At 42.8% G+C, this 13093-nt stretch carries 12 protein-coding genes and 1 rRNA gene; all 13 read right to left on the bottom strand.

Annotated features, from left to right (window positions below; genetic code table 11):
* Window positions 1–60: ribosomal RNA gene (locus LCL89_RS16350) — 16S ribosomal RNA — on the bottom strand; the annotation flags it as partial.
* A gap of 427 nt (window positions 61–487) precedes the next feature.
* Window positions 488–1972 (bottom strand): lysine--tRNA ligase, encoded by a 1485-nt coding sequence (gene lysS, locus LCL89_RS16355; RefSeq protein ID WP_224810931.1) that lies wholly within the window; start codon window positions 1970–1972, stop codon window positions 488–490.
* 301 nt (window positions 1973–2273) lie between these two features.
* Window positions 2274–2771 carry a 2-amino-4-hydroxy-6-hydroxymethyldihydropteridine diphosphokinase gene (gene folK, locus LCL89_RS16360; protein WP_224810932.1) on the bottom strand — a complete coding sequence of 166 codons (498 nt, stop codon included), beginning with the start codon at window positions 2769–2771 and terminating at the stop codon, window positions 2274–2276.
* The gene (gene folB / locus LCL89_RS16365) at window positions 2768–3133 is read right to left on the bottom strand and encodes a dihydroneopterin aldolase (RefSeq protein WP_224810933.1); all 366 of its coding nucleotides are present in this window, start codon (window positions 3131–3133) and stop codon (window positions 2768–2770) included. Before folB ends, folK begins: the two co-directional genes overlap by 4 nt.
* Window positions 3126–3959 carry a dihydropteroate synthase gene (folP, locus tag LCL89_RS16370; protein WP_224810934.1) on the bottom strand — a complete coding sequence of 278 codons (834 nt, stop codon included), beginning with the start codon at window positions 3957–3959 and terminating at the stop codon, window positions 3126–3128. Before folP ends, folB begins: the two co-directional genes overlap by 8 nt.
* Before the next feature lie 123 nt (window positions 3960–4082).
* Window positions 4083–5009, bottom strand: a complete 927-nt coding sequence (gene cysK, locus LCL89_RS16375; protein WP_224810935.1) for a cysteine synthase A — start codon at window positions 5007–5009, stop codon at window positions 4083–4085.
* Window positions 5010–5401: 392 nt separating this feature from the next.
* Window positions 5402–6283 carry an Hsp33 family molecular chaperone HslO gene (gene hslO / locus LCL89_RS16380; protein WP_224810936.1) on the bottom strand — a complete coding sequence of 294 codons (882 nt, stop codon included), beginning with the start codon at window positions 6281–6283 and terminating at the stop codon, window positions 5402–5404.
* A 5-nt stretch (window positions 6284–6288) separates the two neighbouring features.
* The gene (locus LCL89_RS16385) at window positions 6289–7080 is read right to left on the bottom strand and encodes a type III pantothenate kinase (RefSeq protein ID WP_197318454.1); all 792 of its coding nucleotides are present in this window, start codon (window positions 7078–7080) and stop codon (window positions 6289–6291) included.
* A 146-nt stretch (window positions 7081–7226) separates the two neighbouring features.
* Window positions 7227–9257, bottom strand: a complete 2031-nt coding sequence (gene ftsH, locus LCL89_RS16390) for an ATP-dependent zinc metalloprotease FtsH (protein WP_197318455.1) — start codon at window positions 9255–9257, stop codon at window positions 7227–7229.
* A gap of 116 nt (window positions 9258–9373) precedes the next feature.
* Window positions 9374–9913, bottom strand: a complete 540-nt coding sequence (gene hpt, locus LCL89_RS16395) for a hypoxanthine phosphoribosyltransferase (RefSeq protein ID WP_197318456.1) — start codon at window positions 9911–9913, stop codon at window positions 9374–9376.
* Window positions 9914–9924: 11 nt separating this feature from the next.
* Window positions 9925–11319: a tRNA lysidine(34) synthetase TilS gene (tilS, locus tag LCL89_RS16400; RefSeq protein ID WP_224810937.1), complete on the bottom strand. Its 1395-nt coding sequence runs from the start codon at window positions 11317–11319 to the stop codon at window positions 9925–9927.
* 79 nt (window positions 11320–11398) lie between these two features.
* A complete protein-coding gene (locus LCL89_RS16405; RefSeq protein ID WP_224810938.1) occupies window positions 11399–12319 on the bottom strand; it encodes a protein kinase domain-containing protein in 921 nt (306 codons plus the stop codon).
* Complete coding sequence (locus LCL89_RS16410) at window positions 12300–13037, bottom strand: vWA domain-containing protein (RefSeq protein WP_197318459.1); 738 nt, start codon at window positions 13035–13037, stop codon at window positions 12300–12302. Before LCL89_RS16410 ends, LCL89_RS16405 begins: the two co-directional genes overlap by 20 nt.
* Window positions 13038–13093: the final 56 nt, after the last annotated feature.

Genomic DNA, 13093 nt, shown 5'->3' on the forward strand with positions numbered 1-13093 from the left:
TTGCATGTATTAGGCACGCCGCCAGCGTTCGTCCTGAGCCAGGATCAAACTCTCCATAAAAGTTGAAAAAGTTTGTCTTGCTCATTTGCACACCGAATGTGCTTGTTTAAGTTTCTTCTTAATAGAAGAAATATCTTGACGTACTGGTTGGTTCGTTCAGTTTTCAAAGATCAAAATGTTGTTTGCCACTCAAAACAGCGACTTAACCATCTTATCATGGCTTGTTGTTGGTGTCAACAACTTTTTCAATTTCTTTCGTCTGCCTTTTTTGGCGACAAATATTAATTTACCATGATGCGTTGTTGGAGTCAACAACTTTTTTCATGTTTTTTTGAGCTGCTGTCAGCTCGTGGCCGCTCTCTCAATGCGACAAGTAATAATTTATCACGGTTACGAAAGTAAATCAAGGGTTTTTAAAATAATATCTTTATAAATTCATAAAGAAAACCCCCAGGTATAAAAACCAGGGGGTAAAATCTTTACGTTATTAATCACGGTTTCTCATTTGTGGGAAGAGTAAGACGTCGCGGATCGACAGGGAGTCCGTCAGCAACATTACTAAACGGTCAATTCCAATTCCCAACCCACCTGTTGGTGGCATTCCATATTCTAATGCTTCAATAAAGTCTTCATCCATCATATGAGCTTCATCGTTTCCTTCTTCGCGTTCTTTCAATTGAGCTTCGAAACGTTGACGTTGATCAATTGGATCATTCAGCTCAGAGAAAGCATTGGCATGTTCGCGTCCAACGATGAATAGTTCAAAGCGATCAGTGAACCTTTCATCTTCAGGATTCTTTTTCGCCAAAGGAGAAATTTCGATTGGATGTCCGTACACAAAAGTAGGTTGAATCAGCTTATCTTCCACACGCTGTTCGAAAAATTCGTTCACAATATGACCGAACGTCATAGTATCTTTAATTTCGATGCCATGTTCTTCAGCCAGTTCTTTGGCTTTTTCATCACTCATTTGCTCCCAGAAATCCACACCAGTATGCTCCTTAACTGCATCTACCATGTGTAGTCGGGTCCATTCAGGCTCCAAATCGATTTCCTGTTCATTGTAAGTGACTTTCGTAGTGCCAAGAACATCTTTTGCAATGTGAGCTACCATATTTTCAGTCAAGCTCATAACATCGTGGTAATCCGCATACGCTTCATAAAGCTCAAGCATAGTGAACTCTGGGTTATGTCGAGTAGATATACCTTCATTACGGAATACTCGGCCGATTTCGTATACCTTTTCCATGCCACCAACAATTAATCTCTTCAAGTGAAGCTCAATTGCAATACGCATATACAACTGCATGTCTAACGCATTGTGATGGGTGACGAATGGACGTGCAGAAGCCCCTCCTGGAATTCCGTGCATCAATGGGGTTTCTACCTCAAGGAACCCTAAACCGTCCAAATATCTACGCATGGACTGAATAATTTTACTCCGAGTGACAAATGTGTCACGACTGCCAGGGTTTGTGATCAAATCCAAATAACGTTGACGGTAACGCTGTTCAACATCCTGTAAACCGTGGAACTTCTCTGGAAGTGGTCGTAAAGATTTCGTCAATAAATCAAACTGAGTTGCTTTAACTGACAGTTCCCCGACATTCGTTTTGAACATAACTCCAGATACACCGACGATATCTCCAAGGTCCGCTGTCTTGAATACCTCGTAAGCTTCTTCGCCGATTTCATCCTTACGTACGTACAGTTGAATTTGACCGGTCAAGTCCTGAATATGAGTAAAGCCGGCTTTCCCTTTTCCGCGCTTAGTCATAATCCGACCAGCTACTGTAGCAGGGATTTGTTTTTCTTCCAATTCTTCTTTGCTGTATTCATCGTATTTTTGAACAAGATTCTCCGCATAATCCGTACGCTCATATTTGCTACCGAAAGGATCCAAGCCTTGCTCTCGATAAGAATTCAATTTCTCACGACGAACCCGCATATGTTCATTAAGTTCTTCTGACATTGTAATCACTCCATTTCCTAATCTATAAATTCATGTATACCGCTTCAATAATAAAAACTGCCAGCTTGAAACTGGCAGTATTCCAACTATGGTTTAGTATAGAAAAGTCCTCGACCCGTGTCAACGCTCAGGAAGAACAGGATACTTTTCTCCTTAATTAAAACCTTTTTATAAATTCACCAAGAGAGTTAAACATCGTTTTCAATGTACATGAAGGTTTCTCATGCCACCATGTCCTTTTTACCTCTCTAGTATTATGAAGCATATTGTCGTATTTCCATTATGACCACTATGATCGCTCTTATATTCTTCCCCAAACACGAATTTCTGACTTATTTTGTTCAGGCAATTCATTTATTATCATTTGCGCGGTTTGATTCAACCCAGGGATTGTTACCTGAGGAGCAATTTCTGCAAGCGGGACCATAACGAACGCTCTATCCTGCATAGAGGGGTGAGGGATAATCAACCGTTCTGTTTCCATATTTTCTTGATTAAACAGTAATATGTCAAGGTCTATTGTGCGAGGCCCCCATTTTACAATTCTCCTTCTTCCAAGGTCAGCTTCTACCGACTGACAAACATCAAGCAATTGCAAAGGAGAAAGGGTCGTAGATATTTGTATCACCATGTTTAAAAAGTCGTTTTGTTCCGTATATCCGACAGGAGCTGTTTCATAAATGGATGACTTCTGTATGACTTCCAATTCATTTTGTTGATCTAACATTTCTATGGCGTGTTTCAAATGATCTTCTCTTTGAGAGATGTTAGATCCGAGAGCTATATACACGGTATTCATGAAGAACGGCTCCTATATATTTCGATGGCGACTGATTTATAGTGGCCTGGAATAGGCGGGTCGGGCTTATATACTTTCACCAGGCAGGCATCAATAATAGAAAACTGATCCAACAATTCGTTCGCTAATTTCTCTGCCACCGTTTCGACAAGGTGGTGAGCTCTACCTTCAACTATTTTCTTACATATTTCATAAGCAGCACCGTAGTCGACTGACTTTTGCATATCGTCTGAAAGAGCCGCTGGTTTTAGATCTAATTCCAGCTGCAAATCAACATAAAAACGCTGCCCTAATTTATTTTCCTCAGGGAAGAGGCCGTGATAGCCCCAGAATTCCATCTGGTTCAAATATATTTTATCCATTCTTTACACCCTTTCCTAGCATGGCATCCATCATCCTGGTCATACGGGAGATCGGCTTCACGTCATGAACTCTTACAATCTGGACCCCTTGAGAAATGGCATAACATACTGTAGCTCCGGTTCCTTCCATCCGTTCATCTTTCGGCAGATCCAACGTGAGACCAATGAAAGATTTGCGGGAGCTGCCGAGCAGTAAAGGGTATCCCATATCATGGAATTGGTAAAGGTTTCTCATTACGACCAGATTGTCTTCTGGCGTTTTTGCAAACCCGATACCGGGATCAAGTATAATTTGTTCATCTTTTACTCCTGCTTTTTTAGCTGCCACAACACTCTTTTTCAAGTCTGTTTTCATATCAGAAATGAGGTTGTCATAATCTTTGTCTTCCCTGTTATGCATCAATATGATGGGCACTTCGTATCGAGCGGCAACTTCAACAATAGCCGGATCTTTTTTCGCTCCCCACACATCGTTGACGATGGAAGCACCAGCTTGAACCGCCTGTTCGGCTACTTCCGCCTTGTACGTATCAATGGAAATAGGGATGTTCACTTTTTGTTTCACCGCCTTGATAATCGGTAGAACCCGTTCCAACTCCTCTTGTTGAGAAACAGGTTCATGCCCCGGCCTTGTCGATTCACCACCTATATCGATGATGTCAGCTCCCTCTCTTTCCATAGTGAGGGCTTGCTCTACCGCAGCTTCGACATCATTGAAACGACCTCCATCGGAGAATGAATCGGGGGTAGCATTCAGAATACCCATTACAAGCGTCCGCTCTCCAAGGTTGAATTGTTTTTCATTTGTTTGCAAAATATAACTCATCCAAGTTCCCTCTTTCCCCTAAATCTTCTGCCCTTATCTTACAACATTTTGCCTTTTCTATCACATCAACCGAGAGGACAAATAAAAAAGCTGCGCTCTTAGGAAAGAGCACAGCTTGATGAATCACTCTTCTTCAAATTGATAAAGCGGAGTGGAAAGGTAGCGTTCTCCATTACTCGGAATGATGGCGACCACTTTTTTACCTTTTCCAAGTTTTTTAGCAACTTGTTTCGCAACGTGAATTGCGGACCCGGAGGAAACACCACCTAAGATACCATCTTTTCTAGCGGCTTCACGTGCTGCAGCATAGGAATCCTTCATAGTTACTTGATACACTTCGTCATAAATCGAAGTATTCAATATACCAGGAACAAAACCAGCTCCTATTCCTTGGATTTTGTGGGGGCCGGGCTCCCCTCCAGATAAGACAGGAGACCCTTCCGGTTCAATGGCGACGATCTTGATATCAGGATACCGTTCTTTCAATACTTTTCCTGCCCCTGTAATCGTTCCTCCCGTTCCTATTCCTGCAACAAAGGCGTCCAGTTGATCACCCATTTGCTCAACAATCTCCGGGCCGGTCGTTTTTTCATGAATATATGGATTAGCTTCATTATTGAATTGCTGCGGCATGAAATATCCGTGCTGTTCTTGAAGTTCCGCAGCTTTCTTGATCGCTCCCTTCATTCCTTCGCTTCCAGGAGTAAGTACAAGTTCAGCACCATAAGCACGGAGCAGGTTTCGGCGCTCCTGGCTCATCGTGTCGGGCATGACAAGGACTGTTTGGTATCCTTTTGATGCCGCGATCATTGCCAGGCCGATGCCCGTGTTTCCACTTGTCGGTTCAATAATCGTGTCCCCGGTATTAAGAAGGCCGGCTTTTTCAGCTTCTTCGATCATAGAAAGAGCGATTCTGTCCTTCACAGAAGAACCCGGATTCATGTATTCCAGCTTCAGATAAATATCTGCACTATCTTCCTCTGCACTTCCAACCAGTTTTACCATTGGAGTTTTACCAACCAGTTCACTTACATTGTTCGCTATTCTCATTCTCCCACTCCTTAATACCAAGTGTTTTTATAGGATTTAATTTCAATCTACCTGATATACTAAAGGTTGTCAAACCTTTCCACTCACTGGCCGCTTGCAGTCACCAGCATTTATAAATGGTATTATCAGCTTCCAGAAAAAATTAATATTATTTATATACAATCCCCCTGTTCTGGATAAGAAAAGTTCTTTCAATCCAGGAGGGGGGGGGAGCGATACGAACTTAATTAAGGCATGACATTTTGTTTATCTTTATCAATTCCGTGATTCATATTCGAGGTTCATTCCCAAAGGTTCAATATCTTTGAAAAAAGGATGCAAATCTAAGAAAAAAAGCGGAACAGCCACATCGGGGGGTGTTCCGCTTTTTTTATATTTAGAGATCGCTTTAATTACTCGGTTGAGCCTGACTGTAGTTCTTTCAGCTCTTCTTCATTAAATTGATAATCTTCGTTACAGAAGTGACATTTGGCTTCTGCTCCTTGATCTTCATCAATCATTTTTTGGATTTCTTCATCTCCGAGACTGGATATAGCTGTTTCTACCCGCTCTCTGGAGCAGTGACATTTGAATTGGATCGGCATCGTATCGAGCACTTGTACATTGTCTTCCCCTAGTACGGCATGTAAAATTTCTTCAGGACTTTTACCATCACGAACAAGAGAAGAAATCGCCGGCATTTCTGTAAGTCGTTTCTCGATTTCACTCGTAGTCTCGTCATCAGCTCCAGGCATCATTTGTATGATAAACCCTCCTGAAGCAAGAATGGAATGATCAGTGTCGATGAGAACTCCTGCACCGACAGCTGATGGAACCTGTTCGGAGTTAGCAAAGTAATAGGTGAAATCTTCACTTATTTCTCCTGAAATCAAAGGTACCTGACCAGTAAAATGGTCTTTCATGCCGAGATCTTTGACTACGCTTAACGTTCCGCTCGTACCTACTGCCCGAGCCACATCGAGTTTCCCTTGGTCATTCAAATCGAAATCTACATGAGGGTTTTTAATATATCCTCGTACTTCACCTTTTGAATTAGCGTCTGCAATCAAAGCACCTGCAGGACCGTCACCTTCAATTTTTATGGTGATCTTGTCATCACCTTTCAACATGGCCCCCATCATGGCACTGATCGTGAGAGTTCTTCCCAGGGCAGCTGAAGTTGTAGCCCATGTATCCTGGCGGCGGCGGGATTCTTCCACAGTATCCGTGGATTGAACAGCGTATGCCCGCACCTGTCCGTCATAAGCCATCGCACGCACTAAATAGTCTGACATATGAATCATTCTCCTTTAAAAGCGTTTTTCTCTTTGTTGCGTTGATATATTTTATGAAGTCCTTTTAAAGTAAGGTAAGGATCAACATGATCAATTGTACTGGATTCTCCGGCGATTAATGAAGCCAAACCACCTGTAGCTATAACTGTAGGATCGTAATCAGAAGTTTGTTTCATCCGTCTGACGACTTCATCGACTTGTCCTACATACCCATAGAATACACCAGATTGCATCGCTTCTACAGTACTTTGTCCGATTACATGTTCGGGACTCTTGATCTCAATTTTAGGCAGCTTTGCTGCCTTCGCATATAAAGCCTCCATTGATACGTTGATTCCCGGCGCAATTGCACCTCCGATATATTCTCCGTTTTCATTAATATAACAATAGGTTGTTGCTGTTCCGAAATCAATAATGACTAATGGCAAATTATATTCATCGATCGCCCCGACAGCATTGACTACCCGATCGGCGCCTATTTCAGATGGGTTGGGATATTTCATTTCAAGACCGTGGTCGACTTTACCCTCTCCGATGATCATTGGCTCCTTTTTAAAATAATAACGAGCCATCCGTTCAAGAGCAAACATGATAGGGGGAACGACAGAAGAAATGATGACTCCTTCCATATCTTCAAACGTCAACCCTTCATGGTCGAACAAAGATTTGATCAACATTCCGTACTCATCTTCTGTTTTATGGCGATCAGTTTTAATTCTCCATTGATATTGCAGGGATCCTTTTTCAAAAACACCAAGTACTGTATTGGTATTTCCAACATCAAGAACAAAATTCATTTTAAAGCCTCCCGGATCATTTCCTTCGGCTACCATCATACCACATTCTTCAATGGTATCGCTGTATCAAAATTCTGGACGAACCAATTTTGTCATAACCAGCAAAAAACCACACCTCCCCAAAATGGGTGGTGTGGTTTTCTTTTTTATTTACGATCTTCAGACTCAGAATCATTCTTTTCAGATGTTTCTTCACTGTCATCAGATTCTTCCGTCGTTTCTTGAGAATCTGTCTGATCGTCTTCTTTGGATTGAATGTTTACGCGTACATCTTCATCTTTTGAAGAAGTATTATTTTTTATCTTCGCGTTATGCTCTTTAGCAATCGCCTCCAGCTCTTCATCTGTCGGGAGACGTCCCTTATCAAAGAGGGAACGGATTTGAGTTGCATCAAGCGTTTCAACATCAAGAAGTGTTTGAGCGATCAATTCTAACTTATCTTTATTCTCAGTAAGGATCGTTTTTGCACGATCGTAGCAGTAATTGATGAAGTTTTGAACTTCCTGATCAATTTCATAAGCGATTTGATCACTGTAATTTTGTTCATTTTGGATGTCACGACCCAGGAAGACCTGTCCGCCGGAATTAGAACCGAATTGCAACGGACCGAGTTTTTCACTCATTCCATATTCTGTGACCATCTTACGAGCAATGCTGGTGGCACGTTGGAAGTCATTGTGAGCTCCTGTACTCACTTCACCAAAGATGATTTCCTCAGCGACACGACCACCGAGTAGACCCGTGATCTTATCGAACAACTCAGGCTTCGTCATGAAGTAACGATCTTCTTTCGGAAGCATGACAGCATAACCACCTGCTTGACCACGAGGGACGATCGTAACTTTGTGTACCATATCGGCATCATCAAGCACCATACCGATGACCGTATGTCCACTTTCGTGGTGAGCGACAATATTGCGCTCTTTCGTAGAAATGACACGGCTCTTCTTAGCAGGACCAGCAATGACACGATCTATGGCTTCATCGACATCGTCCATATCTACTTGTTTCTTATCCCCACGAGCGGCTACTAGAGCAGCTTCGTTTAACAGGTTCTCCAGATCTGCACCTGAGAAGCCTGGTGTACGTAGAGCGATTGTCTTCAAGTCTACGTTTTCAGATAGAGGCTTGTTCTTCGCATGTACAGCCAGAACAGCTTCACGACCTTTCACATCAGGACGGTCGACCGTAATTTGACGGTCAAAACGACCTGGACGCAGAAGGGCGGGGTCAAGAATGTCAGGACGGTTGGTTGCAGCGATAATGATGATTCCTTCGTTGACACCAAATCCATCCATTTCAACTAACAGTTGGTTCAATGTCTGCTCACGCTCATCATGACCTCCGCCCAGGCCTGCACCACGTTGACGACCTACGGCATCAATCTCATCAATGAAGATAATTCCCGGAGCGTTTTTCTTTGCATTTTCGAACAAATCACGTACACGGGAAGCACCGACACCGACAAACATTTCAACGAAGTCAGAACCACTGATGGAGAAGAACGGTACGCCAGCCTCTCCTGCCACTGCACGGGCAAGCAAGGTTTTACCTGTACCTGGAGGTCCTACCAACAGGACACCTTTAGGTATACGGGCACCTACAGCAGAGAATTTGCGAGGATCTTTCAAAAAGTCTACGACCTCGACTAATTCCTGCTTCTCTTCGTCAGCCCCGGCTACATCTTTGAAGCGTACTTTCTTTTTCTCTTCGGTATACATCTTCGCTTTACTTTTACCAAAGTTCATGACACGACTTCCGCCGCCTTGAGCTTGGTTAAGTAAGAAGAAGAACAAAATGAATATGATGACAAACGGAATGATCGACGTAAGGAACGTCACCCATGCGCTGGGCTGCTCCTCTTCTTTTACAAACAACGTCGTCTTTTCCTTCGCTGTTTCAGTCACGTTCGAAATGACTTGATCATTTTCAGGAAGCTGGACCGTAAACCCACCTTCACCTTCTTCACTGTCAGCCAGCTGACCGGTGACACCAATCACCCCATTGACAGGCTGGATCGTCATTTCTTCAATTTGACCGTTATTCAATTTATCATAAAACTCGTTCACGTTCAGTTGTTTCTGTTGCTCACCTTGACCTCTGAATAGACCTACGACGCCTATGACAACGAGGAAGATAAGTAAGTAAAATATTGTATTACGAAATATCCGGTTCATTGCCTACCTCCTCCCAAGCGAGAAAACTATAGTAAATCGTACCATATCAAAAACAGAATACACAACTAATTACCCTTGCAAACAAAACATTTAAACTTCAATTATCCAGGTGAATATTATCCACCGTAAACTTCAGGTTTCAATACACCGATATACGGTAAGTTACGATACTTTTCTTCATAATCTAATCCGTATCCGACCACGAATTCGTCCGGCACTTCAAAGCCGATGGTATCTGCTTTGATATGAGACGTTCTTCCAGTCGGTTTATCCAGCAGCGTTACAATTTTAATGGATTTTGCTTTGCGATATTTGAACAGGTCTACTAAATAGCTCAAAGTCAAACCGCTGTCGATAATATCCTCAATGATAAGGATGTCTCTTCCTTCAACTTTTGTATCAAGGTCTTTAACAATCTTGACTTCTCCTGAAGATCTCATACCTCCGTGGTAGCTTGAAACGTCCATAAAGTCCATTTCCAAATGCGTTTCCACTCTCTTCAGCAGATCGGCCATAAACGGGGTAGCCCCTTTCAAAACACCAATAGCCAAAGGAAACCGCCCTTGATATTCCTCTGTCAATTGTGCCCCCATTTCTTTGCATTTCTCCTGAATCTGATCTTCAGAAATCAAGACCTTTTCAATTTCGCTGTGCATGTTTGCTCCTCCTACTTGTCTGCTTTATTTTCATATTTCAATCGAAGCCACTTCCCAGATGGCTTTCTGATGTATTCCCCGCCTTTTTTCAAGCCAATCAACCAAAGGATGTCTCCATTGCTATCCGTCACCAGAGGCCATGAATTTCGACTATCGGATGGAATCTTTTGATCAATAAAAATATCTTTCACTTTCTTCGATCCATTCATTCCTCTTACTCGTATCCGATCTCCATTCATCCTGGTACGAACAACCAAAGGTAGCTTTACGTGATGGGAATCACAAAGGTAGACATACGTCCCTTCTTCTTCAGGTCGATCCGTCCAATCTGCCTGAAGTAAAGAACCGTCCGGAAGTTGTATGGTTTCTCCTATTTGTAAGGTTTTGAAAAGGGGTTCAATATCCTCGTCAATACGGAACGTCAGCGTAACGCTGTCGTATGCACGTATGATTTTCAACCCACGCGGGAAATCCATCGTCGCATTCGATTTTTGTTCACTTATAAGATCCATGAACATTTCCTCGTGTAAGTAGGAAATGTCATCCGCTTGATCCACATACAGATAGTTCAATATTAGATGAAAGGCACTTCTTTGTAAAGCAAGCGGGAATGTTTTGAAAGTTTGAATTGAAAATCGAACGCACCTCTCTTCTTTTGAAGAGAAATCCATGGTTTTCAAAACTTCTTTCGCTTGTTCTTTTATGTACTCTTGATCATCTCTTAAACGTTCGCTCAACCTTTGCATATGTTGAGAAAATTTCGGGTTTTGCTGTCGGAAATATGGAATGACATGTTTACGGAATGCATTACGCGTGTAGTCTGTTTCTTCGTTGGAAACGTCTACCCTGAATTCAACGTGATGTTTTTTGAGATAATGGATAATTTCATCTTTAGTAACGTTCAGGAAAGGACGGATGATCTCACCTCGTCCAAATGCTCTCCGGACAGGAATACCTTGAATGGATTCCGGTGTCGCGTTGCGGACCATCTGCATCATCATCGTTTCCGCCTGATCGTCTCCATGATGACCCAAAGCTAATACATCGATATTCTTTTCATCCATCATCTCTTTAAAAAAGTCGTACCGTAACTTCCGTGCTGTTTCTTGTGTCCCCATTCTTTCCATGGATTTATAGGAAGGGACGTCTACTGATGTCCCGGTGAAATCAACATTCCATTGTTCACACATACGTTTCACATAGGCCAAGTCTTCATAAGAATCTTCTCCACGCAGCCCATGATCGATGGACACGACATGCAACTGAAGCTGGTACTCTTCCTTGATTGCACAGAAATAATGCAATAGAGCCATAGAGTCCGGCCCACCCGACACCGCGGCCAGAATAGTTTGTCCCGGTCTGATAAGCTCATGCTTTTTAATAAACGAATGGACCTTCTGCTCCATGTGACCCACACTCCCGTTTACTGACAATTCATCTACCCTTATCCTATCACTCTTTCATAGCTAAGCAAAAAGAATACCCCTAGATCCAGAAGCTGAAGATAGACACCCCTAAAAACAACACCGATAAGATAGAAAAAGTGACGAGCTCTACTTTTTCCGATCCTTGCTGTTGTTTCTTTTTCCGCCTTGATGGGGGTGGAGACATGGTTCTTTTCATAAGCACAAGGGACAGGGAGTGCTTCATTTCTGATGCATGAAGATACTTTCCTTCCCAACACTGGATAATCATTTTTTGATACGGTTTTAAAAGCGTAGAAGCAGTCAATTTATTCATCAATGTCCTGCTCGGTTTTACTCCTTTTTCAAACCTGCCGGGGTAAGCCATTTCAAGCATAATCATCGAAACAGCAAATAAATCGTAGGAGGGATCTGCTTTTCTACTTCCAAGCCCCCAATAGCCCCGATCATAGAATTCCGTATATTCCTTGATGGCGCGCCCGAACTGTGTCACACCCCCGACATCGATTAAACGAACCCGCGAGTCCACCATCAACAAGTTATCTGTCTTCAAATCTCCGAAAGCGTACCCGGCACGATGGAGGTGCTCTAAATCACTGAGTAGTTGAAGCGCACAGATCCCCACCCACTCCCTTGATTTCCCTTTTAAAAATGACCGCAAGGCTGCCCCTTCTATGTATTCCATCACATAAAAAGGGAAGGTTTGCCGGGAAGGGTCCACCCAATCGTCTACGTCAACAAAAGAAGGTCCAAGCTTTACCCCTTGGACCTTGCCGAACTTTTTCAACATATTCACTTCCAGCATCAAGCGCGAACTATCAGATCCTATTTTAAGGGCACACTTCTCCCCTTTGGCATTCCTACTTAAAAAAACAGTTCCACAGGCCCCTGAACCTAGTTCTTTTTCAATGATATAGCCATGCCCACTCCATTTTCCACGCACATAAGATCCCGGATATAGGTTAAAGCCCTGTTTCTTCATAAGGATCTACTCCATCTTGCATACTGTGAAAGAAAGGTTTTTCAGTAAATGCATATAACGCTTCCTTCAAGGCAGGACCTGTCGGTGTATATCCTCCACTTGAAATTTTAGAGAAAATCCCATGAATTTTTTCAAGCTCAGGCGTCCAATCAATCATTTTTTTGATCGTCTTTTTAGTGTCAGGAAAGACGTATACACAAAATTGATTCGACCCTGTTCTCGCATTCAAACTCAAAGAAAGGTCATATAGTGCATCTTTCACTGTAGGAAGCTTATGGTTCATACTCGCGCTGGTGTCGACAAGGACAAGGACTTCGAGATCACAGGTTTCACCTAAGTCATCGACGACCTCTACGACTTCCGCCCGTTTATCCAAAGGTAGTTCTTCAATGGTTTGATCTTTACCGAGGATTTCTTGCAATTCTTTATTCACGACCCCTTGAATCGTCTGAGTCATGGCTTGCCTCGTCACCATTTGAACGGTTTGGGACAAACTTTTTTGATATACAATTTGACTGATGCCTCCACCGGCTTCGGCAATCGATTCAATTTCATCAAGCCCTTGTGGCTTGCTGTGCTGCCGATCGTCGAGAACGCCAATCACATTGACCGTTACCCCCTGATTCCTAGCAAGAGCTGCAACTGCAATCGGGTCTTCTCCATGGTTGGAACATCCATCTGTCAACAGCAGTATTTGTTTTAAACGTCCTGGTTTCATATGTCCATCCCTCCTGTTTCGTTATCACCATAATCGCCGAAAAGAGGAATTTATAT

The sequence above is a fragment of the Halobacillus yeomjeoni genome, from assembly GCF_020171525.1.
GTDB classification, from domain to species: Bacteria; Bacillota; Bacilli; order Bacillales; family Halobacillaceae; genus Halobacillus; species Halobacillus yeomjeoni.